At 70.6% G+C, this 23157-nt stretch carries 24 protein-coding genes and 2 tRNA genes; 12 read left to right on the top strand and 14 right to left on the bottom strand.

What is annotated here, in order from left to right:
- The first annotated feature begins 26 nt into the window (after positions 1-26).
- Positions 27-278 carry a cell division protein CrgA gene (locus C8046_RS11315; RefSeq protein ID WP_109229525.1) on the top strand — a complete coding sequence of 84 codons (252 nt, stop codon included), beginning with the start codon at positions 27-29 and terminating at the stop codon, positions 276-278.
- Positions 279-642: 364 nt separating this feature from the next.
- Here the strand turns inward: C8046_RS11315 and C8046_RS11310 are convergent, their stop codons facing one another.
- Positions 643-1341: a rhomboid family intramembrane serine protease gene (locus C8046_RS11310; RefSeq protein ID WP_328587594.1), complete on the bottom strand. Its 699-nt coding sequence runs from the start codon at positions 1339-1341 to the stop codon at positions 643-645.
- A 351-nt stretch (positions 1342-1692) separates the two neighbouring features.
- Positions 1693-2214: a peptidylprolyl isomerase gene (locus tag C8046_RS11305; RefSeq protein ID WP_109229523.1), complete on the bottom strand. Its 522-nt coding sequence runs from the start codon at positions 2212-2214 to the stop codon at positions 1693-1695.
- A 133-nt stretch (positions 2215-2347) separates the two neighbouring features.
- Between C8046_RS11305 and C8046_RS11300 the strand changes: the two genes are divergently transcribed.
- The 4 genes from C8046_RS11300 (at position 2348) to C8046_RS11285 (ending at position 4922) form a co-directional block, all read left to right on the top strand.
- Entirely contained in the window at positions 2348-3292 is a 945-nt protein-coding gene (locus C8046_RS11300) for a hypothetical protein (protein ID WP_109229522.1), read from the top strand.
- 172 nt (positions 3293-3464) lie between these two features.
- Positions 3465-4301, top strand: coding sequence for a CPBP family intramembrane glutamic endopeptidase (locus C8046_RS11295; RefSeq protein WP_109229521.1), 837 nt, complete (start codon positions 3465-3467; stop codon positions 4299-4301).
- Positions 4298-4489, top strand: a complete 192-nt coding sequence (locus tag C8046_RS11290; protein ID WP_109229520.1) for a helix-turn-helix transcriptional regulator — start codon at positions 4298-4300, stop codon at positions 4487-4489. Before C8046_RS11295 ends, C8046_RS11290 begins: the two co-directional genes overlap by 4 nt.
- Positions 4479-4922: a hypothetical protein gene (locus C8046_RS11285; RefSeq protein ID WP_109229519.1), complete on the top strand. Its 444-nt coding sequence runs from the start codon at positions 4479-4481 to the stop codon at positions 4920-4922. The genes C8046_RS11290 and C8046_RS11285 overlap by 11 nt, the downstream gene beginning before the upstream one ends.
- 15 nt (positions 4923-4937) lie before the next feature.
- Here C8046_RS11285 and C8046_RS11280 read toward each other — a convergent pair whose 3' ends face one another.
- Positions 4938-6287 carry a TY-Chap domain-containing protein gene (locus C8046_RS11280; protein WP_109229518.1) on the bottom strand — a complete coding sequence of 450 codons (1350 nt, stop codon included), beginning with the start codon at positions 6285-6287 and terminating at the stop codon, positions 4938-4940.
- An 81-nt stretch (positions 6288-6368) separates the two neighbouring features.
- Positions 6369-6782: a VOC family protein gene (locus tag C8046_RS11275; protein ID WP_109229517.1), complete on the bottom strand. Its 414-nt coding sequence runs from the start codon at positions 6780-6782 to the stop codon at positions 6369-6371.
- Between the two features lie 112 nt (positions 6783-6894).
- Here C8046_RS11275 and C8046_RS11270 point away from each other — a divergent pair, with 112 nt between their 5' ends.
- Entirely contained in the window at positions 6895-7452 is a 558-nt protein-coding gene (locus C8046_RS11270) for a YaeQ family protein (RefSeq protein ID WP_109229516.1), read from the top strand.
- A 46-nt stretch (positions 7453-7498) separates the two neighbouring features.
- Here C8046_RS11270 and C8046_RS11265 read toward each other — a convergent pair.
- The 10 genes from C8046_RS11265 to dnaA form a co-directional block, all read right to left on the bottom strand.
- Positions 7499-7574, bottom strand: a tRNA-Ala gene (locus C8046_RS11265).
- Between the two features lie 36 nt (positions 7575-7610).
- Positions 7611-7733, bottom strand: a complete 123-nt coding sequence (locus tag C8046_RS18950) for a DLW-39 family protein (protein WP_216628975.1) — start codon at positions 7731-7733, stop codon at positions 7611-7613.
- Between the two features lie 23 nt (positions 7734-7756).
- Positions 7757-7830, bottom strand: a tRNA-Ile gene (locus tag C8046_RS11260).
- Positions 7831-7931: 101 nt separating this feature from the next.
- Entirely contained in the window at positions 7932-8555 is a 624-nt protein-coding gene (locus tag C8046_RS11255; protein ID WP_109229515.1) for a DUF3566 domain-containing protein, read from the bottom strand.
- Positions 8552-11236, bottom strand: a complete 2685-nt coding sequence (gyrA, locus tag C8046_RS11250; RefSeq protein ID WP_235866463.1) for a DNA gyrase subunit A — start codon at positions 11234-11236, stop codon at positions 8552-8554. Before gyrA ends, C8046_RS11255 begins: the two co-directional genes overlap by 4 nt.
- A gap of 111 nt (positions 11237-11347) precedes the next feature.
- Positions 11348-13399: a DNA topoisomerase (ATP-hydrolyzing) subunit B gene (gyrB, locus tag C8046_RS11245; RefSeq protein WP_109229513.1), complete on the bottom strand. Its 2052-nt coding sequence runs from the start codon at positions 13397-13399 to the stop codon at positions 11348-11350.
- Positions 13400-13672: 273 nt separating this feature from the next.
- The gene (locus C8046_RS11240) at positions 13673-14239 is read right to left on the bottom strand and encodes a DUF721 domain-containing protein (protein ID WP_235866297.1); all 567 of its coding nucleotides are present in this window, start codon (positions 14237-14239) and stop codon (positions 13673-13675) included.
- On the bottom strand, positions 14229-15482 hold the full coding sequence (gene recF / locus C8046_RS11235) for a DNA replication/repair protein RecF (protein WP_109229512.1): 1254 nt from the start codon (positions 15480-15482) through the stop codon (positions 14229-14231). Before recF ends, C8046_RS11240 begins: the two co-directional genes overlap by 11 nt.
- Positions 15483-15494: 12 nt before the next feature.
- Positions 15495-16625 carry a DNA polymerase III subunit beta gene (dnaN, locus tag C8046_RS11230; protein ID WP_109229511.1) on the bottom strand — a complete coding sequence of 377 codons (1131 nt, stop codon included), beginning with the start codon at positions 16623-16625 and terminating at the stop codon, positions 15495-15497.
- 442 nt (positions 16626-17067) lie between these two features.
- Positions 17068-18573, bottom strand: coding sequence for a chromosomal replication initiator protein DnaA (gene dnaA, locus C8046_RS11225; RefSeq protein ID WP_109229510.1), 1506 nt, complete (start codon positions 18571-18573; stop codon positions 17068-17070).
- A 329-nt stretch (positions 18574-18902) separates the two neighbouring features.
- Here dnaA and rpmH point away from each other — a divergent pair, with 329 nt between their 5' ends.
- The 6 genes from rpmH (at position 18903) to rsmG (ending at position 22297) form a co-directional block, all read left to right on the top strand.
- The gene (rpmH, locus tag C8046_RS11220; RefSeq protein ID WP_199224450.1) at positions 18903-19040 is read left to right on the top strand and encodes a 50S ribosomal protein L34; all 138 of its coding nucleotides are present in this window, start codon (positions 18903-18905) and stop codon (positions 19038-19040) included.
- 3 nt (positions 19041-19043) lie between these two features.
- Entirely contained in the window at positions 19044-19403 is a 360-nt protein-coding gene (gene rnpA / locus C8046_RS11215) for a ribonuclease P protein component (protein WP_109229508.1), read from the top strand.
- A complete protein-coding gene (gene yidD / locus C8046_RS11210; RefSeq protein WP_235866296.1) occupies positions 19400-19786 on the top strand; it encodes a membrane protein insertion efficiency factor YidD in 387 nt (128 codons plus the stop codon). The genes rnpA and yidD overlap by 4 nt, the downstream gene beginning before the upstream one ends.
- 87 nt (positions 19787-19873) lie before the next feature.
- Positions 19874-20986: a membrane protein insertase YidC gene (yidC, locus tag C8046_RS11205; protein ID WP_109229506.1), complete on the top strand. Its 1113-nt coding sequence runs from the start codon at positions 19874-19876 to the stop codon at positions 20984-20986.
- A 70-nt stretch (positions 20987-21056) separates the two neighbouring features.
- Entirely contained in the window at positions 21057-21572 is a 516-nt protein-coding gene (locus tag C8046_RS11200) for a protein jag (RefSeq protein ID WP_109229505.1), read from the top strand.
- Between the two features lie 11 nt (positions 21573-21583).
- Positions 21584-22297 (top strand): 16S rRNA (guanine(527)-N(7))-methyltransferase RsmG, encoded by a 714-nt coding sequence (gene rsmG, locus C8046_RS11195; protein ID WP_235866295.1) that lies wholly within the window; start codon positions 21584-21586, stop codon positions 22295-22297.
- Positions 22298-23157 lie beyond the last annotated feature (860 nt).

The raw sequence follows: 23157 nt of genomic DNA, 5'->3' as shown, positions 1-23157 counted from the left end.
GCATTCACGCCGATCGAGGAGTAGTCGTGCCCGAGTCCCGGTCCCGCAAGAAGCCGGCCGCCCAGCCCACCACGCCCGCCGTCCCCCGCGAGGACGCTCCGAACCCTCCCTGGTTCGTGCCGACGTTCGTGGGTCTGCTCGTCCTCGGACTGGTCTGGGTCGTCGTGACCTACATCAGCCAGGGCCGCTTTCCGATCCCGCCGCTGGGCAGCTGGAACCTCGCCGTCGGCTTCGGTTTCATCCTCGTCGGCTTCGGCATGACGATGCGGTGGCGCTGAGCCCCACGCTCCGCGGCTCCGGCCGCGACCTCGACGGCTGCGACGGGCCGGTGCTCCTGCTGGGGCGCCGGCCCGTCGTCGTTCCCGGGCACACGCGATGAGGACGACGGCGCGGCGCCCGTCCCGCCGTCCGGCCCGTCCCGGGCTGTGGACGGGGTGTGGATGGCGAGGCCGCCGACGGTGCGCGTCGTCCACATCGGGACGCCCAGTTGTCCCCAGGTGTGGGTATCCCTGTGGAGAACTACACGGTTGTCATTCGATCTCGACGCAGGTCAGGCCGCACGCTGCGCACATCTGTCCCCAGGTGTGGACAACCCTGGGGACGGAGTCACACCCGTGTCATTCGCGGCGGATGAGAGGGCCGTCAGGCCAGCACGGCTGCGCTGACGCCGGCCAGCAGGACGAGCACGGCGCCGCTGCCCACCCACTGCAGCCACTCCCGCTCGCGCGGGGCGTAGGCGTACAGGGCCGCAAGCGCGGCGCCGACGACCAGGCCGCCGAGGTGCGCCTGCCAGGCGATCCCGCCGATGACGAAGCCGAGCACGGCGTTGATCCCGATGATGACGAGGATCTGCCGGGTGTCGCCGCCGAACTTCCGCATCAGCACGGCGAACGCCCCGAACAGGCCGAACACGCCGCCCGACGCCCCGACCGCCCCGACGGCGTCGACGCCGGCGATCAGGAGGTAGGCCACGGAGCCGCCGACCGCGGCCAGCAGGTAGAGGGCGAGGTAGCGGCTGCGTCCGAGCATCCGCTCGAGCTGGCCCCCCACCAGGTACAGCGCGTACATGTTGAACGCCAGGTGCCAGATCCCGCCGTGCAGGAGCGTGGAGGTCAGGAAGCGGTACGGCTCGGCAGCGCCATAGGCTGGCCAGAAGACGAGCTCGCTGAAGATCTGTCCGTACAGGGGCGGCGCCAGGTAGCGCAGCAGCTCGATCGCCACGCAGATCGCCATGATCGTGTACGTGATGACGGGCGGGCCGCCGCGGTCGACGCCACCGGTGACGGTGCGGACCGTGGGGCGTGAGCGCGCGGCCGTGCGGGCGCAGTCGACGCAGTGCACGCCGACCGTCGCGGGGCGCTGGCACTCGTGGCACACCGGCCGGCGGCAGCGCTGGCAGGAGACGTAGGAGACGCGGTCCGGGTGCCGCGGACACACCGGCGGTCCGCCTGCAGGTCCGGGCTGGCCCGTCGGACCGCCGTACCCGGAGGCGCCGTACCCGGAGGCCCCGTACGAACCCGGGGCTCCGTACCCACCGCCCCCGGGAACAGCACCGCCCCCAGCCCCGCCGGGATCAGGTTCCTGGCCGGGCTGGGGGCTGGGGCCGTAGCCGCCGAATCCGCTCATGACGCAGCTGTGTCCTTCGGTTCTCGCGAGGGGAGGGTCGGGGCGGACGTCGGCGTCGCCGTCGTGCTACTCGGTGATGTCGATGCTCGTGATGGTGATGTCCTCGACCGGACGGTCACCCGGACGGGTGCGGGCGGCGGAGATCGTGTCGACGACGGCGCGGCTCGCGTCGTCCGCGACCTTGCCGAAGATCGTGTGCTTGCCCTGGAGGTGGGTCGTCGCCACCGTCGTGATGAAGAACTGCGAGCCGTTGGTGCCGCGGCCCGCGATCTTGCCGGCGTTCGCCATCGCGAGCAGGTACGTGTCGCGGAAGGTGAGCTCGGGGTGGATCTCGTCGTCGAACTGGTAGCCGGGGCCACCGCGTCCGCTGCCGAGGGGGTCGCCGCCCTGGATCATGAAGTTCGGGATGACGCGGTGGAAGATCGTGCCGTCGTAGAGCGGACGGTCGGCCTTCTGGCCCGTTGCCGGGTCGGTCCACTCCTGGGAACCGTCGGCCAGGCCGACGAAGTTGGCCACGGTCTTGGGGGCGTGGTTGGGGAACAGCTCGACGGTGATGTCGCCGACGGACGTGTGGATGACAGCGTTCATGCAGCCATTCTCCCACCGATCCGTCACACACCGGGGGACATGGCTTGCTGCACTCGGCCGCTGAGGGTGGCACCATAGAACGAACGGCAACCGATCCGGGGCACGCGCCGCCCGGGCACGCGAGGGAGCATCCATGGGACGCAAGGTCAACATCGAGCCTGACGAGATCCGCGAGCAGGTCGTCGAGGCAGGAAAGCAGGCCAGGGCCCTCGCCGAGCACGGCAAGGAGTGGGCGACCCCGCACGTCGAGGCCGCCGTCGACTGGGCCTCGCCCAAGATCGAACAGGCGTGGAAGGCCGGTGTGAAGGCCGCCGGGCCCAAGGTCGAGGAGCTCGCAGGCAAGGCGTCCGACCTCACCGACGTCGCCGCCGTCAAGGCCAAGTCCGCCACCGACTCGGCGCACGACGCGCTTGTCGACATCATCATCCCGCGCGTCGTCTCGGCCATGCAGGACGCCGCTCGTGCGGCCGCCGAGGCCAGCGAGTCCGCCGGCGAGGCTGCCTCGAAGGGTGTCGACTCCGCCGCAAACAAGCTCGTCCACGCCACCGACAAGGTCGCGGCGAAGGTTGCGGACTCCGTGCCCAGCGTCGCCCCGAAGTCCTCGGGCGTCGGCAAGACGCTCGGGTGGATCGCCGCCGGTGCCGCCGCTGCTGCGGCCGGCTACCTCGTGTGGCGCCGGACGCAGCCGCTGGACGACCCGTGGGCCGAGGAGTACTGGGAGGACGTCGAGAGCGACGGCGACGCGTCGCCCGCCGCCGCGGTCGCCTCCGCTCCGGACGCCTCCGACGAGGAGGTCGTCGAGGCGCTCGTCGAGGCCGTCGCCGACTCGGACGAGGACGTCGCCGGCACCGCCGTCGTCGAGGAGGCCGAGGCCGCCCTCGAGGAGGCCGCGTCCGACGACGAGTCCGAGAAGCCCGTGAACGCCGAGGGTCAGAACGCCGGCGACACCGACGAGTCCGGCGCGGCCCCCAAGCCGAGCCCGCGCACCCGTCGTCGCACGTCCGGCCCGTCCACCGGCGGCAACGCCGACGACGAGGGTGGCGAGGTCGACTCGCGCGAGGACACGACGCAGCAGTAGCACGCTGCTCGTCTGACGAACGACCGCCGAACGGGCGGGGTGGCTGCGGCCGCCCCGCCCGTTCGTCCGTCGTCCGACGACTTCGATGGTGTCAAGCACCCTTGACACGACCGAGGAAGTCAAGCACCCTTGTCATGTCAAGGCACCTTGACATCGACGAAGGGGAGACGTCATGACCACGCTGGACCAGCTCCGCAGCCTCGACCACCACGTGCTCCTGGTGGTGCTCCTCGTCGTCATCGTCGTCGGGATGGTCGTCGCCGACGCCGTTCTCGGCCGCCGCGACCACCGTTCGCTGCTAGCCGGCGTGGCCCAGGCCGACACCGCCGAGCAGGCGGAGGGCGTCCGACTCTCCCTCTACCGCCGCTGGACCCGCAGCGGCTGGCTGCAGTCGGCGGCGATCCTCGGCGTCGTGCTGATCGCGGGCGTCAGCCCCGCCTCGCTCGGCCTCCGACTGCCCGACCTGAGCGGCTACCTCACCGTCGAGGACTCCTCCAGCATCGCGGGACTCGTCACGGGCGCCGTGGTCGGGCTCGCCCTGGTCGGCGTCGGGCTCGCGATCATCTCGCGCCGCAGCAGCGCACCCGTCCTGCCGGGCCAGCGGGCGGTCTCCCCGATGCTCCCGTCCACGTCCCGCGGCCGTCGCGGCTGGGCGGGCCTGTCCGTCATGGCCGGCGTCACCGAGGAGGTCACCTACCGCGCCGTGGTGATCCTCGCCGTCGTCGCCGTCGCCCCGAGCGCCTCCCGCCTCCAGGTGCTCGTCGCCGCCGCGGTGATCTTCGGCGCCGCGCACTGGTACCAGGGGGTGTGGGGCGTGCTCGGCACCGGCGCGATGGGCTTTACCTTCGGCGCCCTGTACCTCGCCACGGGCAGCGTGATTCCCGGCATGATCATCCACGTGCTCGTCGACCTCCGCGCCCTGATGATCAAGGCACCCGCCCACCGCTCGACGACGGCGGACGCGGCTCCCGCGTCGACCACCACCCCCGCGGGGGCGAACGCCGCGTGAGGAACGACGTCCGCGAACGACGGGAGGCGGCCGGGCTCAGCCAGGCCGCCCTCGGCGCTGCCCTCGGGGTCTCGCGCCAGACGGTGAACTCGCTCGAGACCGGCAGGTACGACCCGTCGCTGCCCCTGGCCTTCACCATCGCCCGCTACTTCGGGGCCCCGATCGAGGAGATCTTCGATGCCGAGTGACACCTCCCGCACCCGCACCGCCGACCGGACGGGCCTGCGCCGGCAGCTCGTCTGGACCGGGCTGGCCGTCGTCGTGCTGATCGCCGTCGCCGCCCCGCTGCTGGCGAACGGCGACGGCGACACCGCCGCCGGCGTGCTGACCGGCGGCGGACTCGTGGTGGCGGCCGGGCTCGCGGCCACGTGGTGGTCGCGACGGCGGGCCGACCGCGCCGGCACCGCCACCCGGGTGCTCGGTGGCACCCCCGACGAGCGGGACAGCGCGGTCTTCACGCGCACCGCCGCCGTCACGGGCGTGGCCGCCCTGGCGTTCGCGGCAGCAGGCTCGCTCGCGGTCTCCTTCGGCGTCGATGCCGCCACGATCGTCTCGGCCCTGCCGTTCGCGCTGCTGGTGACCGTCGCCATCACGTTCGTGGTGGTGAACCGGCGGACCTGAGGCGTGCGAGGGCGTTCAGCTGCGCGGCAGCCCGAGCGCCGACACCTCGAGAGCCGCCTCACCCGGGTCCCCGCCCGCGGGTTCCCGCCAGGCGGTGTAGCCCAGCTCGCCCGGGTTCGTCACCCGGTAGGCATCGCGCAGCGCCGCCACGCACCGGCGCGCGAGGTCGACGCGGGCCGCCTCGGGGGCCGGGTGCTCGAGGGGACTGGACCAGTTCGGCTGCCACCGGTCCGGCCGCGCCCAGCCGGCCGCGAGCAGCACGTCCTCGGCCGCGTCCGCGACGACGTCGACGCCCGGCGCCTCCGCGTCGAGGCGGTCGGGTCCGCCGGCGAACTGCACGTACCGCGCCGGCTCCTTGCGCGAGGAGATGATGAGGATCGCCCGGTCGGTGACGTCCGTCAGCGCGGACGCCAGCCGGACCTCGAAGTCCTGCCACGCCGCCTGGACCGGATCGGGTTCGGCCGGCGGACGGCCTCCGTCCGCCGAGCGACCGCCCACGACGGACCGGCGCTCCTCGCTCAGACCCGCCAGCTCGGCCACGGGGACGACGGCCTCGTAGACACCGGCGTCCGTCTTCGTCAGGCCCAGTGCCTCCGCCTCCAGGGCGTCGTGCCCGAGGTCGACGACGTGCGCGCGGTCACCGGACGGGCCGCGCTCGAGGCCCACGAGCTGCACGGGCCGACCCCGCCAGGTGCCCAGGACGCGAACGACGGACAGGTCGTCGAGCTCGCCCAGCTCGGCGCGGCGCCACCAGATGCCGCGGGCGGACTGCTCCATGCCGTCGCGCGGCACCGGGGAGCAGACGATCACGGTGCCGTCGGGAAGCACGTCGGCCAGCAGCCGCTCGCCGGCGATCTCTGCCCAGATCCCCACCAGCTCCGGGTGCCGCGGCGGAACGCGCGGATACGTCACGCCGGGCTGGGCGGACTCCCAGCCCGCGGCGACGTGCGGGTAGCGCGCCAGCAGCTTGTCCCGCCCGTCGGCGTGGGTCCGCCACAGCTCCGTCCCCGCGGGCAGCGCGCTCGGCGCGATCCACCAGTAGGGGACGACGTTCGCGGCGCTCTCGACGAACCCGTGACCGCTCATCGGTGAGTGGTCGCGGAACGGCGGAACGACGTCGCTGGTCCCGGGCGCCGCGACCGCGAGGTGGGTCGCGCCGGGCAGCCGCAGCGTGTCGAGGTGTGCGGCGCCGGCGGGGTGCGGTGACCCCGGGTAGCCGAGCCCGAGCTCGGCGTGCAGCGCCGACGGCGTGCGTGCGGCCGCGACGTCGCCGCCCCTCACGACGTAGCCCGAGATCCAGCCGAGCCCCTGGCTCAGCCAGGCCGTTCCGCGGGCGGGCGTGACCGCCTTGAGCAGTACCGTCATCGTGCCTCCGAGGTCGTGGGCGCGGGTGGCGTCCCGCGCGTCGAGCCTAGGTGGCCCTCCGCACCGACCGAGTCCGCGACCTCACTCCGCCGGGAGCTTCTCCAGGTAGTGCGGGTTCGTCATCACCCCGAGCACGTTCCCGAACGGATCGAGCACCGAGGCGGTGACGAACCCCTCGCCGCGGGGCGTGATCGGCTCCCACTCGGTGGCGCCCAGCTCGAGCAGCCGCGCGACCGTGGCCTCGAGGTCGTCCACCGCCCAGTGCATGACGGCGCCCCCGGGAGTGCTCGAGGCGTCGGGCCGACGCCAGGCGCTCGAGATGATCCCGAGCTCCGCCTCGAGGTCGCCGACCCTGAACTCGACGTACGCCGTCGCGCCGTCGGGGCCCTGACGCTCGAAGTACGGCTCGATCCCGAGCAGCTCGGTGTACCAGGCGACGGCGGCCGGGACGTCGTCGGCGTAGAAGTTCAGGGTGGCGAATCCGCGGAGGCTCATGCCGAGACGCTAGACCTGTGCCCGTGACCAGCGGAAGGCTCTCGGGCGGACCATCCGCCCTCCGGGCCCATCACGGCGCCACAGGCTCCCGTCGGGCGGGCAGACTGACCCCATGGCCCTCTCCGCAACGATCGTGAAGATCGAGCTGTCCGTCTCCGACATCGACCACGGCTGCTACGAGGACCACACCCTCACGCTCGCTCGACACCCGAGCGAGACGGAGGACCGGATGATGGTGCGCCTGATCGCCTTCGCCCTGCGAGCCCACCGCCTGGCGGAGGTCGACGCGTCGCTGACCTTCAGCGCCGGCCTCCCGACGCCGGACACCTCCGACCTGCTGCTGGCCGACCTCACGGGCCGCGAGCTCGAGGCGATCATGGTGGGTCAGCCGGACGAGAAGACGGTGACGAAGGCGGTCCGCCGGGCCGAGTCCGTCGTCGTCCACCCGTTCGGGACCGCGGTCGAGCAGTGGTGGCGCACGATCGCCCCGCGCGTCGGCGGCTTCGAGACGCTGACCGTCGTGCAGCTCCCTTCGGCCCAGATCAAGGAGCTGGGCGCGCAGGTCTCCCGGCGCATGGCGGTCCAGGTGACCGTGCTCGAGGGAGAGATCACGGTGACGGTGGGGGAGAACGACCCGGTGCAGCTCGTGCCGGTGCTGCTGCAGGGCTAGTCCCGGGCCGCTGTGCGGCGTGCGCGGCCTCAGCCGCGTCGAACGGTGGTGGAGCCTAGGGGACTCGAACCCCTAACCCCCTGCTTGCAAAGCAGGTGCGCTACCAATTGCGCCAAGGCCCCGTGATCCCGAGAACCTACTCCGGGACCGGGTGGGAGTCACCCCTCCAGCGGATCGGTGATCTCTTCCCAGAGGTCGCGCTCGGCCTTCTCGGCAGCGATCTCGCGCCAGACGAGGTATCCGAGTCCGGCGATGACGCCAAGGACGAGGAGCTTCTTCATCGTGGTCCTCCTGGGGTGTTCTGTGGGCCTACCGCGACTTGAACGCGGGACCTCTTCATTATCAGTGAAGCGCTCTAACCAACTGAGCTATAGGCCCGAGGCGCGGTTCCGGGGACTGGAGTCCCCCTCACGCGCCGGTCGAGGTTACCCCACGAAGGGGCTCCCGACCAAAACGAGGAGCTGCGGTCGACGTGGGGCTCAGTCGTCCGTCAGCGTCATGTGGAGGCCGCCGACCAGCGCCGCCACGATGTTGTACAGGAAGGCGAACAGCGTCGAGATGGCCGTGATGAGCGCGACGTTCACGACGGCGACGATGACCGCCATCGACATGATGTTGTTCAGCTTGAGGTACTCGAGGATCGGGCCGAACTGGGTGGTCGCGCCGAGATCGGTCACGAGCGACTGGAGATCGGCGAAGACGCCCATCGAGTCCAGCACCTGCCACGACACGGCGGCCGCGACGACGGTCATGATGCCGGCGGCCACCGAGAGGAGGAAGCCGAGCTTCATCACGGACCACGGGTCGATGCGCGAGACCGACAGGCGCACCCGGCGCGGACCGGCGGGACGCACCGGTGCCGACGGCGCGGAGTCCGTCGAGGTCGAGCCGGAGGTGCTGCTCGCCCGGGACGAGGACGCGGGCCGGATCGAGGCCGGGACGTCGTGGCCGCCGGCCGCGGAGTCCTCCTCGACCGTCATCGTCGCGGGACCGTTCTGGCGCACCGCCTTGATGGCGGACGTGCGCACCGGTCCCTTGCCGCCACCGGTGCCGCCGGACTTACCGGCGCCGGTGGTGGGGCGGGACGACTTCGGCTGACTCATCTGGTCTCTTCCTCGTGCTCATCGGCGTCGGGCTCGACGTCGGCGCGCGCAGACTCCCGCGCACCGTCCTCGGCCGCAGGCGACGCTACGGCATCGCCGTCCGCGGGCGGAAGCCGATCCGTCCCGACGGCGGCACCCTCCACGGAATCCTCACCGTCGCCACCCGCGTCGTCCGCCTCGGCCACGACGCCGTCCGAACGCTCCCCGAGCGCGACCGCGATGATGCGATCGCCCTTGTCGGGCTTGGCGAACGTGACGCCCTGGGTGTTGCGACCCGTGAGGTTGACGCCGGAGACGGCGGAGCGCACGACCTTGCCGCGCTCCATGATGACCAGCACCTCGTCGAGCTCGTCCGTGACGAGCGCGCCGACGAGGTGGCCGCGCGACTCCACGACGTTGGCGACCTTGATGCCGAGCCCACCGCGGCCCTGGACGCGGTACTCGCCGAGCAGCGTGCGCTTGGCGAAGCCGCCGTCCGTCACGGTGAACAGCGCGGAGCCCTCGCGGACGACGTCCATCGAGAGCAGCTCGTCCTCCTCGCGGAACTTCATGCCCGTGACGCCGGACGTGGCGCGCGACATCGGCCGCAGCGCGTCGTCGCTCGCGGTGAAGCGGATCGACTGGCCGCCGCGCGAGACGAGCAGCAGGTCGTCGTCGGCGTTCGCCAGGCGTGCCGCCACGACCTCGTCGACCTCGCCCTCGCCGTCGGAGCGCAGGTTGATCGCGATGACGCCGCCGGACCGGGTGGAGTTGTACTCCGCCAGGCGCGTCTTCTTCACGAGGCCCCGCTTGGTCGCGAGGACCAGGTAGTCCGCCGAGGCGTAGTCCTTGATCGTCAGGACCTGGGCGATCTCCTCGCCCGGCTGGAACGCGAGCATGTTCGCCACGTGCTGACCCTTGGCGTCACGACCGCCCTCCGGCAGCTCGTAGCCCTTCGCGCGGTAGACCCGGCCGAGGTTGGTGAAGAACAGCAGCCAGTTGTGCGTCGTCGTCACGAAGAAGTGGTTCACGACGTCGTCGCCCCGCAGCTGGGCTCCCTTGACGCCCTTGCCGCCGCGGCGCTGGGCCCGGTAGGCGTCGGTCCGCGTCCGCTTGGCGTAGCCGCCGCGCGTGATCGTCACGACGATGTCCTCGACGGGGATGAGGTCCTCGACGTTCATGTCGCCGTCGTAGGGGAGGATCGTCGACCGGCGGTCGTCGCCGTACTTGTCGACGATGGCCGCGAGCTCGGTCGAGATGATCGTGCGCTGGCGCTGCGGGCTCGCCAGGATGCTCTGGTAGTCGAGGATCTCGGCCTCGATGGCCTGGAAGTCCGACAGGATGCGGGCCCGCTCGAGCGCGGCGAGACGGCGCAGCTGCATGTCGAGGATCGCCGTCGCCTGGATCTCGTCGATCGTCAGCAGGTCCATCAGGCCCGTGCGGGCCTCCTCGGCCGACGGCGAACGACGGATGAGCGCGATGACCTCGTCCAGGGCGTCGAGCGCCTTGAGCAGACCGCGCAGGATGTGGATGCGCTTCTCGGCGGCGTCCAGCAGGTACTGCGTGCGGCGGACGATGACCTCGATCTGGTGGTCCACCCAGTGCCGGATGAACGCGTCGAGGCTGAGCGTGCGCGGCACGCCGTCGACCAGCGCGAGCATGTTCGCGCCGAAGGTCTCCTGCAGCTGCGTGTGCTTGTAGAGGTTGTTCAGCACGACCTTCGCGACGGCGTCGCGCTTGAGCACGACGACGAGGCGCTGGCCCGCGCGACCGGAGGTCTCGTCACGGAGGTCGGCGATCCCGGAGACCTTGCCGTCGCGCACCAGCTCGGCGATCTTGGCGGCGAGGCGGTCGGGGTTGACCTGGTAGGGCAGCTCCGAGACCACGAGGCACTGCCGGCCCTGGAGCTCCTCGACCTCCACGACGGCGCGCATCGTGATCGAGCCGCGGCCGGTCCGGTAGGCGTCCTCGATGCCCTTGATGCCGAGGATCGTCGCACCCGTGGGGAAGTCGGGGCCCTTGACGCGCTGCAGCAGCGCGGCGAGCAGCTCGTTGTTGCTCGCGTCCGGGTTCTCGAGGAACCACTGGGCGCCGGAGGCGACCTCGCGCAGGTTGTGCGGCGGGATGTTGGTGGCCATGCCGACGGCGATGCCCGCGCTGCCGTTGACCAGCAGGTTGGGGTAGCGGGCCGGGAGCACGAGCGGCTCGCGCGTGCGGCCGTCGTAGTTGTCGCCGAACTCGACGGTGTTCTTGTCGATGTCGCGGACCATCTCCATGGCCAGGGGGGCGAGCTTGCACTCCGTGTACCGCGGGGCGGCGGCGGAGTCGTCGCCGGCCGAGCCGAAGTTGCCCTGGCCCCAGACCAGCGGGTAGCGCATGGTCCACGGCTGTACGAGGCGGACGAGGGTGTCGTAGATCGGGGAGTCGCCGTGGGGGTGGTAGTTACCCATCACCTCGCCGACGACGCGGGTGCACTTGGAGAACGCCGACTCGGGGCGGTAGCCGCCGTCGTACATCGCGTACAGCACGCGGCGGTGCACCGGCTTGAGGCCGTCGCGGACCTCGGGCAGCGCGCGGCCCACGATGACGCTCATCGCGTAGTCGAGGTAGCTGCGCTGCATCTCCAGCTGGAGGTCGACCTGCTCGATGCGGCCGTGGTTGTGCAGCGCGAGCTCGGCGATCGCGCTCTCGGGGAGCTCGATGCCGTCGGTGCCGTCGTCGGGGCCGTTGGTGTCGTCGGGAGGCTGGGTCACTGTGGTCCTGTTCTACGTGGCGCGCGCTCGCGCACCGGCCTGCGGGGTGGGAGTGCTCGATCAGATGTCGAGGAATCTCACGTCCCGCGCGTTGCGCTGGATGAAGGAGCGGCGCGACTCAACGTCCTCGCCCATGAGGATGGAGAAGATCTCGTCGGCCATGGCGGCCTCGCCGATCGTGACCTGCTTGAGGATCCGTGACTCCGGGTCCATCGTGGTCTCCCACAGTTCGTTGTAGTTCATCTCGCCCAGACCCTTGTAGCGCTGGATCCCGCCCTCCTTGGGGAGGCGGTGACCGGCGTCGCGGCCGACCTTGAGCAGCGCGTCGCGCTCGCGGTCGGAGTAGGCGTAGCCGTGCGGGGCGTTGGTCCACTTCAGCTTGTAGAGCGGCGGCGCGGCCAGGTAGACGTGGCCGTGCTCCAGCAGCCCGCGCATGTAGCGGAAGAGCAGCGTGAGCAGCAGCGTCGCGATGTGCTGGCCGTCGACGTCGGCATCGGCCATCAGCACGATCTTGTGGTACCGGAGCTTCTCGATGTTGAAGTCCTCACCGATGCCGGTGCCGAACGCCGAGATGAGGCCCTGGATCTCCTGGTTGCCGAGCGCGCGGTCGAGCCGGGCCTTCTCGACGTTCAGGATCTTGCCGCGGATCGGCATGATCGCCTGCGTCTCGGGGTTGCGGCCCTGGACGGCGGAGCCGCCGGCGGAGTCACCCTCGACGATGAACACCTCGGAGATCGAGGCGTCGCGGCTGGAGCAGTCGCGGAGCTTGCCGGGCATGCCGACGCCCTCGAGCAGGCCCTTGCGTCGGGTCGCCTCGCGCGCCTTGCGGGCGGCCATCCGGGCCGCGGAGGCCTGGATGGACTTCCGGATGATCTCCTTGGCCTCGGCCGGGTGGGAGTCGAACCAGTCGCCCAGCTGCTCGAACACGACCTTCTGCGTGAACGTGCGCGCCTCGGTGTTGCCCAGCTTCGTCTTCGTCTGGCCCTCGAACTGGGGCTCGCCGAGCTTGATGGAGATGACGCAGGTGAGGCCCTCGCGGATGTCCTCGCCCGTGAGGTTCTCCTCCTTCTCCTTGAGGATGTTCTTCTCGCGCGCGTAGCGGTTGACCAGCGTGGTCAGCGCGGCGCGGAAGCCCTCCTCGTGGGTGCCGCCCTCGGAGGTGTTGATCGTGTTGGCGTAGGTGTGGACGGAGTCCGTGTACGCCGTCGTCCACTGCATCGCGATCTCGAGCGAGATCGTGCGGACGGTGTCCTCCGCCTCGAAATCGATGATCTCCTCGTGCACGAGGTCGGCCTTCTTGGCCTTGTTCAGGTGGCGCACATAGTCCACCAGGCCGCCGTCGTAGCGGTAGGTGACCGTGCGGTGGTGGGTCGTGTCGACGTCGCCGGCCTTGTCGGCCGTGTTGTCGGTCCCGGAGTCCGCCACCTCGTCGTCGACGTCGACCGCGTTCGCGCGCTCGTCCGTCAGTGAGATCTGAAGACCCTTGTTGAGGAACGCCATCTGTTGGAACCGCGAGCGCAGCGTCTCGAAGTCGTAGGTCGTGGTCTCGAAGATCGTCGGGTCGGCCCAGAACGTCTGCTGGGTCCCCGTCTCGCTCGTGGGCTCGCCGCGCTTGATCTCGTCGATCGGCTTGCCGCCGTCGGAGAAGCTCAGCGACCACGTGTACCCGTCGCGCTTGACGACCGAGTCCATGCGGTGGGACAGCGCGTTCACCACGGACATGCCGACGCCGTGCAGGCCGCCGGAGACGGCGTAGCCGCCACCCCCGAACTTGCCGCCGGCATGCAGGATCGTCATGACGACCTCGAGCGTGGGCTTGCCCTCGGTCGGGTGGATCGCCACGGGGATGCCGCGGCCGTTGTCGACGACGCGGACCCCGCCGTCGGCCAGCAGCGTCACCTCGATGTGGTCGCAGTAGCCGGCGAGCGCCTCGTCGACGGAGTTGTCGACGATCTCGTAGACCAGGTGGTGCAGACCGCGCTCACCGGTGGAGCCGATGTACATGCCGGGGCGCTTGCGGACGGCCTCGAGACCCTCCAGAACGGTGATGTTCTGGGCGTCGTACCCGGTCTGGGGCGCGGCGGTCTCGGCGGGCTGCTGCGGCTGTGTCAACGTGTCCTCGTATCAGCTGGGGGCACACGCCGGTGGACCCGGGGGTCGCGGACGCATGCAAGGTCTGGCCGAACCTTCGCGGGTGTTCGAGACACGCCGTTTCACGCCTGCCGGACTCCTGCCCCTGATTCTACCCCTCAGACGCACGAAATCCGGCCTCACACGCACTTTTGTGGACGACGGGGCGTCCCCGCGTAGGTCGACGTCTCCCGCGGCCTCTCGACCGGCATCTCGTCGCCGTACCGACTGTGCCCAGCCGCCGCGTCCGCGCCGTCAGCCGTAGGTGTCGCGCGGACCCCGTCCCGGGACGACGCGCGGACCCCGGATCCAGGAGGGCGCCCCCGGACCGAGGACGACGATCTCGGCGATCACGCCCTCGCCGATCTCCTCGTCCATGCGGCGCTGCAGCTGCGGCACGAGCAGCCCGAGCTGGGTCGCCCAGGCCGTGGAGTCGGCGCGGACGACGAGCTTGCCGTCGGTGAACGTCTCGGGCGTCGCGTGGTCGGCGACGTCGCCGACGATCTCGCGCCACCGCCCCATCACCGACCCGACCGAGACCGGCGCGTTCCAGCCGTGCTCGGCCATCAGCCGGCTCAGCTGGTCGCCCATCATCTGCGGATCGCGGCTGCGCTGCTCGGGGAAGCCGGGACCGGTGCCCGGGATGATCCCGCGACGGCGGGGACGCGGGCTCCCGGGGTGGAGCCCCTTGGAGCGGGCGGCCTCGCGGGCGCGGCCGAGGGCCGCGGCGGCCGCATCGGTGGCGGGGGTGGGGACGGGTGGCGACGGCGGAGCGATGGCGGGCGTCCGGCCGGCGGCCGGGCGGGGCTCGTCAGCGGACACGGGTGACCTCACCGGCCATGACGTCGAAGCGCGCCCCGTCCAGCTCGGCCGGCACTTCCTCGGCGACGGCCGCGGTGAGCAGCACCTGCTCGGCCGGCGCCACCAGGGCGGCGAGGCGCTGACGACGGCGGGAGTCGAGCTCGGCGAACACGTCGTCGAGGATGAGCACCGGGTCGCCGCCGCCCCAGTCGTCGCCGCGCAGCAGCTCGAAGCTCGCCAGGCGCAGCGCGAGCGACACCGACCACGACTCGCCGTGCGAGGCGTAGCCCTTCACGGGGAGTCCGCCGAGGACGAGGTCGGCGTCGTCGCGGTGCGGTCCCACGAGGGAGACACCGCGCTCGAGCTCCTTGGGACGCAGCCGGGACATCGCCTCCAGGAGACGCGCCTCGACGAGGTCGGGGCTGAGCAGCTCCTCCTCCAGCTCCAGCGTGGACGCCGGAGCCTCGCCGGGCAGGGTCGCGTCCGGGGCGTCGTCGGGACGGGCCTGGGTCACGCTCGCCCGGTAGGTGACGGCGAGCTCGCCCTGCGCGGAGGACACCTGCTCGTAGGCGGAGGCGAGGTGCGGACGGAGCCGACGAACGAGGTCGACGCGGGCCGCGATCAGCTGCGACCCGGCCGCCGCGAGCTGCGCGTCCCACACGTCGAGCGTGCGCAGCGCGGCGGAACGGGCACCACCCCCCGAGGTGGCCTCGTCCTCGGCGGCCGCGGCGACGGCGCGACGCCCGCCGCGCACGGCACCGGCGGACTTCAGCAGGGTGGTGCGCTGACGCAGCACCCGGTCGTAGTCGGAGCGGACGGAGGCCAGGCGCGGCGTGAGCTGGACCAGCAGGTCGTCGAGGAACCGCCGTCGCACGTCGGGATCGCCCTTGACCAGTGCGAGGTCCTCGGGCGCGAAGATCACCGACCGGACGATGCCGGCTGCGTCGCGGATCCGGGGAACGGGGGCGCGATCGACGCGCGCCTTGTTCGCCCGACCGGCGTTGAGCTCGATCTCCACGACGCTCGGCCGCTCACCGCGCTGCACCCGTGCCCGGATGACCGCCCGCTCGCAGCCCTGACGCACCAGCGGGGCGTCGGAGGAGACGCGGTGGCTCGAGAACGCCCCGAGGTAGCCGATCGACTCCACCAGGTTCGTCTTGCCCTGGCCGTTCGGGCCGACGAACGCGGTGATGCCCGCAGGGATCGCGAGCACCACCTCCGGGTAGGACCGGAAGTCCGTCAGCGCGAGGTCGGAGACGTGCACCGCGGCAGGAGCTCAGCCCGCGAAGCGGATGGGCTGGATCAGGTACCGGAAGCCCGAGTCCTCGGTCGAGTCGATCGCGGTCTGGCCCGTGATCACCGACGGCTTGGTGCCGTGCGTGAACGAGATCCGCGTGAACTCCTTGCCGACGGCGCCGAGCGCGTCCAGAAGGTAGCCCGGGTTGTAGGCGGTGGTGATCGTCTCACCGTCGAAGCTCGACTCGATGGCCTCGGACGCCTGCGCGTCCTCGCCCTGGCCGGCCTCGAGGACGACCTGACCCTCGGAGAACTCCAGGCGGATCGGGGTGTTGCGCTCGGCCACGAGCGCCACGCGGCGGGCGGCCTCGACGAGGCTCTGCGTCGCGACGACGGCGTGCGAGGTGGTGGCCTCGGGGAACAGGCGACGGACGGGCGGGTAGTCGCCGTCGACGAGCAGCGACGTCGTGCGACGGCCGCCGGCCTCGAAGCCGACGATCTCGCTGCCCGCACCGCCCGGGAGGGAGATGCTCAGCGAACCGGCGCTGGTGAGCGACTTCGCGACCTCGGACAGCGTGCGGGCCCGGACGAGCGCCGTGGCCGAGAGGCCCGGGGTCGAGGGGTTCCAGGCGACCTCGCGCATGGCGAGGCGGTACCGGTCGGTGGCGAGCAGCGTGAGCGTGTCGCCCTCGATCTCCAGCCGGACGCCGGTGAGCAGCGGCAGCGTCTCGTCGCGGCTCGCGGCGATCGTGACCTGGGAGACGGCCTCGGCAAAGGCGTGGGCGTCGATCGTGCCCGACGCCGGCGGGAGGGTCGGCAGCGCGGGGTAGTCCTCGAGCGGCATCGTCAGCAGCGTGAAGCGGCTGGACCCGCAGGTGACGACGGCGCGCGTGCCCTCGACCACGATCTCGACCGGCTTGGACGGCAGGGAGCGGGAGATCTCGGCGAGCAGACGCCCGGAGACCAGGACCGTGCCCGCCTCGGAGACGTCGGCCGTGATCTCGGAGACCGCGGAGACCTCGTAGTCGAAGCTCGACAGCGCCAGGGTTCCGGCGGTGGAGGCCTCGAGGCGCACACCGGCCAGGACGGGGATGCTCGGACGGGACGGCAGGGAGCGCGCTGTCCACGTGACGGCCTCGGCCAGCACGTCACGCTCGACGGTGAACTTCACGTCTTTGCACCATTCCTTGCTCGCCTGCGGGCAGGCGTCGATGACCGGTAGTCAAACCTGTGGCTCACCCTAACGGAGCCTGGAAGACCTGGCCGCCTCGGCGTCGTCCCCAGATCGCTCGGTCCGGCCGGCAGGGGCTCGAGGTCCGGCATTGGCTGTCCACATCCATCTCATCCATCTAGGTGTCGTCGTAGTAGTAGGGGGTGTGGATCCTGGGGACAACCCTCGTCCGCGCAGGTCAGGAGCCGAAACTCCATGGGGACGACGCCGGGAGCCAGCTGTGGGTGGAGCGGGGGTGTGCGTGGATCGAGGTGAATGACATGACGTGGAGTCCACCGGTCGCGAGGTCCCTGTCCACGAACTTGTCATCCTTATCCACGGTGATCCCCAGCTTTGTCCACACCTGTGCACATCTTCAGGTGGAACTTGAGAGTTCGGCTGCTCAGGCCTTGTTCTGCTGCTTGATCCGGTTCGTCAGCTCGGTCACCTGGGTGAAGGTCGAGCGGTTCTTCTGCATGAGCTCACGGATCTTCCGATCGGCGTGCATCACCGTCGTGTGGTCGCGGCCGCCGAAGATCTGGCCGATCTTCGGGAGCGAGAGGTCGGTGAGCTCGCGGCACAGGTACATCGCGATCTGACGGGCGTTGACGAGCACGCGGGTGCGGTCCGCGCTGCACAGCGCGTCCATCGTGACGCCGAAGTAGGTGGCGGTCTGGGCCATGATCACCGCGGGCGTGATCTCGGCGTCGCCGTCCTCGGTGATGAGGTCCTTCAGCACCATCTCGGCCAGCGGCAGGTCGACCGGCTGCCCGTTGAGGTTGGCGAACGCCGTCACTCGGATGAGCGCGCCCTCGAGCTCGCGGATGTTGGTGGAGATGCGCGACCCGATGTAGCTCAGCACGTCGTCGGGCGCGGACAGCTGCTCCCGGCCCGCCTTCTTGCGAAGGATCGCGATGCGGGTCTCCAGGTCCGGCGGCTGGATGTCCGTGATGAGGCCCCACTCGAAGCGGCTGCGCATCCGGTCGGCGAACCCGTCCAGGTACTTGGGCGCGACGTCGGACGTGATCACGACCTGCTTGTTGGCGTTGTGGAGGGAGTTGAAGGTGTGGAAGAACTCCTCCATCGTCTCCTTCTTGCCCTGCAGGAACTGGATGTCGTCGATGAGGAGGACGTCCACGCTGCGGTAGCGACGCTGGAAGGACTCGGCCTTGTCGTCGCGGATGGAGTTGATGAAGTCGTTGGTGAACTCCTCTGAGTTCACGTAGCGCACGCGCACCCCGGGGTAGAGCCGCTGGGCGTAGTGACCGATCGCGTGCAGCAGGTGGGTCTTGCCCAGACCGGAGTCCCCGTAGATGAACAGCGGGTTGTAGGCCTTGGCCGGCGCCTCGGCGACGGCGAACGCGGCGGCGTTCGCGAAACGGTTGCTCGATCCGGTGACGAAGGTGTCGAACGTGTAGGCCTGGTTGAGACGGGCCTGGTCGACGCCCGACGTGGCCGGGTCGGCCGACGTGAGGCCGCGGCGCTCGGCGGCCCGCTCGGCTGCGCGGTACGAGGACAGGTTCTCGTCGTCGTGCCGGGGAGACGACGGCTCGCGGTGGGCCGGTGCCCGCACGGGTTCGGGCGCGGGCTCCGGCTCGGGGGCCGGCTCCGGCTCGGCCTCGACGGCGGGATCGGCGTCGAGCAGCGACGGGTCGATCGTCACGGCGAGGGACAGCCGCTCGCCGAGCTGGTCGAACAGGGCTGCGATGATCTCCTCACGGGCCCGCGTCTCGAGGAACTCCTTGGCGAAGTCGCTCGGCGCGGCGATGAGGAGGGTGCCGTTCAGCACGCCGAGCGGCTTGGTGAGCCTGACGAAGGCGTGCTGCGACGGCGGCAGCATGCTGCGCAGCCGATCGACCACGTGAGCCCAGCTCTGGTCGAGGTCGGAGAGTGCGTCGTCAGTGGTCATGGTTCTAGTGTCCCTTGCGCGAGCCCGTCACCCACAGCCTGTGGACAACTGTGTGGGCAACGTCCTCGTAAAGTTGCTGGTGCGGCCGCGTACCCGGTGCACCGGCGACCTCGATGATAGGGGCCGGGCCCTGCCCGACCGGCCCGCGCTTTGACCTGGGGCGGGCTGGCGCGTATCGTTCTTCAGTCGCGCAAACGCGCGCCGTCGATGCTGCCTGCCACCCGTGGGGCACGTCCGGCGGTGTGCTCAGATTGTGTGGGGCTCCAGGTCGGCGCCGCCCCTGCGATGACCGAGACCGCGCCACCGCCCGAACGAATGTGAGATCAGCCGTGACCAAGCGGACTTTTCAGCCGAACAACCGGCGTCGTGCCAAGGTGCACGGCTTCCGTCTCCGGATGCGTACCCGCGCCGGCCGCGCGATCCTCGCGGCGCGCCGTCGCAAGGGCCGCACGGAGCTCTCTGCCTGAACCGTGCTGAGCGCGGCGCACCGGATGCGTGAAGGAAGCGACTTCTCCGTCACGATGCGCCGTGGTGTCCGAAGTGGGAACTCCACCCTCGTCGTGCACCTGCTCCGGCCCGACGACCCACCAGTGCCCAGCGCCCTGGTGGGTTTCGTCGTATCGAAAGCCGTGGGCACCGCCGTCGTCCGTAACCGCGTGAAGCGCCGGCTGCGGCACCTCGTCGCCGACCGGCTCGACCGGCTCGAGCCCGGGTCGCGGCTCGTGGTGCGCGCGCTGCCGCCGAGCGCGACGGCGGAGGGTGACCTTCTCGCCACCGAGCTCGACAGCGCATGGCAGCGGGCCCAGCGCCGGACGGCGGCTCGCGCGTGAGTGCGCGCGGGGAGGATCCCGCCGGCGTCGGCTCGTCGGAGTCGGGTTCCGTGCCGGCTCCGCCGGCCGAAGGAACCGACGACCGCTCGCCGTCGTTCGTCTCTCGGGTGCTCGTTGCGGCGGTGCGCGGCTACCAGCTCGCGATCTCGCCGCTGCTCGGGCCCCGGTGCCGGTTCTACCCGAGCTGTTCGGCGTACGCGGTGATGTCGCTCCGCGAGCGCGGGGCCGGTGTCGGGACGGTGCTCGCGGTGTACCGCGTGCTGCGGTGCAACCCGTGGGCGCGCGGTGGCGTCGACTTCCCGCCCCGGCGCGGGGAGCGGTGGCCCGGGTGGGACGGCGTCGTCGAACGTGACGCGACCGCACCACCGTCCCACTCGCACTGAACGATTGCTTGCCCGAGCGGCGAACGCCGTACGCTCGATCCCGGTCCGACTGCTCGGACCACAGCCCCAGAAGGAGTAAGGCGGACGATGGACTGGTTCGACACGATCCTCACCCCCATCATGTGGGTGGTCGCCTGGATCATGGTGAACGCGCACAGCGTGTTCGTCTCGCTCGGTATGGACGCCTCCGGGTGGTCCTGGATCCTGTCGATCGTCGTGCTGGTGATCATCATCCGCATCCTGCTGATCCCGCTGTTCGTGCGGCAGATCCGTGCCTCCCGAGGCATGCAGATCGTTCAGCCGGAGATCCAGAAGCTGCAGAAGAAGTACAAGGGGAAGACCGACCCCGCCTCCCGCCAGGCCATGCAGCAGGAGATGATGGCGATCTACCGGGGCGCGGGCACCAACCCGTTCGCCTCCTGCCTGCCGATCCTGGCGCAGTCGCCGATCTTCTTCGCGCTGTTCCGCGTGCTGTACCAGCTGCCGCAGATCGCCAACGAGACCCGGGGCCCCATCGGCCCGATGACGGCCGCTCTCGCCAACGAGGCCGAGAACTCCACGCTCTTCGGTGCGCCGCTCTCCTCGACCTTCCTCATGCAGGGGGCGACGGCGCAGGTCCGCGTCGTCACGGTCATCCTCATCCTCGCGATGTGCGCCACGCAGTTCCTCACGCAGCGTCAGCTGACGATGAAGAACATGCCGGCGTCCGCGCTCGACAACCCGATGGCCCGTCAGCAGAAGATGCTGATGTACATCTTCCCGCTGATCTTCGCCGTCACGGGCGTGAACTTCCCGATCGGTGTGCTCATCTACTGGACCACCACCAACCTGTGGTCCATGGGGCAGCAGTTCTACGTCATCCGCCGCAACCCGGCGCCCGGGTCCGAGGCCGAGACGGCCATGCTCGAGCGGAAGGCGCGCAAGGCTGCGCGTCGAGGCACGACGCTCGAGGACGAGGCTCACGCCGAGGGTGGCGTCGACGTCATCACCGACGCCCCCGTCCGCGGCCAGCGGCAGCAGCCCGTGGGCAAGGACCGCGCCAAGCGCAAGGGTCTTCGCCCTTCGGAGACGGCCGGTCCGTCCCCGCTCGAGGACGAGGTCGTCGAGGATGCTCCGGTCGCCGAGCCCGTGGAGGACGCGGTGCTCGAGGACAAGCCGTCGGCGACGCTCTCGAATCCGCGCAAGCGGAAGAAGAAGTAGCTCGGACGCCTGGCGTCCGCACGCCCACCCAGCACCCCATCGGCCACGCGCCGTGATCGGAAGGAAGCGCATGACGAACGACGACACCGGCGTCGCCGCGGTGGAGACACCGCCCGCTCCGACCCGCCTCGAGGAGGAGGGTGAGGTCGCGGCGGACTACCTGGAGGAGCTGCTCGACATCGCCGACCTCGACGGGGACATCGACATCGGCGTGGAGCACGGTCGCGCCGCCGTGGAGATCGTCTCCGACGAGGACCCGGGTGCGCTGACGCGTCTCGTGGGTGCCGAGGGCGAGGTGCTGGACGCCCTCCAGGAGCTCACCCGTCTCGCCGTGCAGGCCCGGACGGGCGAGCGCAGCCGGCTGATGCTCGACGTCGCCGGACACCGCGCGGCGCAGCGTCGCGACCTCGAGGCCCTCGCGACCGAGGCGATCGCCGACGTGAAGTCGTCCGGTGAGTCCGTCGCCCTCGACGCGATGAACCCGTTCGAGCGCAAGGTGGTCCACGATGCCGTGGCCGCCGCCGGACTGACGTCAGACTCCGAGGGTGTCGAGCCCAACCGCCGCGTGGTCATCCGGCCCTCCTGAGGCCGGTGCGCGTGACGACGAGGGATGGTGACGCCGCGGTGACGGCTTCTGAGGCAGCTCCCGGCGAGAGCCCGGCGATCGAGACGAACGACGGCGGGGTTCTCGTCGTCGACGAGGTCGGTAGCCGCCGGGCGCTCGGGCTCGGATTCGACGACGCCGTGGGGTTCGCCGAGCTGCTCCGGACGCACGGTGAGGAGCGGGGCCTGATCGGCCCCCGCGAGATCGACCGTCTGTGGACGCGGCACATCGTGAACTCGGCGGCCGTCGCGCCGTACCTGCCGGAGTCCGGTGTCGTGGCGGACGTCGGATCGGGAGCAGGTCTCCCCGGCATCGTTCTCGCGGCGATGCGACCCGACCTGGAGTTCCACCTCGTCGAGCCGATGGAGCGCCGGGTCGAGTGGTTGAAACTTGTAGCGACAACCTTATCCCTCGACAACGTCGTGCTGCACCAGAACCAGGCCCAGGAGCTCCACGGAAAGCTGGTCTGCCAAGCCGTGACTGCCAGGGCCGTGGCCGCGCTCGACAAGCTGGCTCGCTGGACCTGGCCGCTCGTCGCCCGCGGCGGCGCCCTCGTCGCGATGAAGGGTGCCCGGGCGTCGGAGGAGCTGGCGGCAGCGCAGCCGGTGCTGAAGAAGCTGCCGGGTGCGGGCGTCGGCGTGGTTCATGAGGTCGATGTGCTCGGTGACGGTGACGTGACTCGCGTGGTGGAGATCCGGCGGGCCTGAGGTCGGCGTCGCCGGGACAGCGTTGCCATCGTCGCCGTCGGGCTGAGCGGTGACGTCTGGTCGCCCGGACGACGGGTGAGCTCCGTTTCACGTGGAACGGCTACCTGGGCCCGGCCGGCATGTTCTCGCACGAAGTTCGAGCTCACCGCTCCGGCGATCGTGAGATCAGTCAGACCGGCTCGTTGCTACTCTCCTGTCGGCCCGGCAGATCGGTCACTGTCCGTGTTCTTGTCGCGTCGGTACTGCACCACGGTGAGTATCCCGACGCCGAGCCACCCAAGACCGATCAGGAGCCGCCAGTCAGTGTTGGCGGAGGAGGCGACGACGGCGAGCCACGTCACTCCGATTGCCATGAGCACGAGCCCACCTACGAGCTGAAGTCGTGGCGAGATTTCCTGTCCGAGAATGTTCCGTCGAGTCATTCATCCAGACTGGCCTACGAGACAGGAACAGGCACCCCGGCCACGCTCTGCGACGTGGCTCGTTACGGTTGCGGCCTCGTTCGGAGGCGTGACCTCCGACAGGGTCCTCCGGAGACGTGGGTTCCGAGATCGCCTGTTCCACGTGAAACGATCCGCTGGTGACGCCCGACCTCCCGGTCATTCTGGAGACAAAGGCGCATCGCCGGCCCTTGTCCTGGCCCTTGTCCTGGATCTTGTCCTGGAACTGGACCTAGCTCCCAGCCCTCACCGCATTGCACTGCACGCGAGCGATGCAGCGTGTCTGCGATCGCGCGTCGTGGTCGGCGTGGCCGACGGTTCCCATCCGAGAAGTGGAACTCAGAGAGCCCAGCCACGGCCGAGACCTGACTGTGTCGCCGCCCATCGGTGATCAGCTGGACATCGTGGGTCTGTGACGGC

Origin of the sequence: Serinibacter arcticus (assembly GCF_003121705.1) — a bacterium.
GTDB lineage: Bacteria > Actinomycetota > Actinomycetes > Actinomycetales > Beutenbergiaceae > Litorihabitans.
Note: the sequence above shows the minus strand (reverse complement) of the source record. Positions and strands in the feature narration are given on the sequence as shown.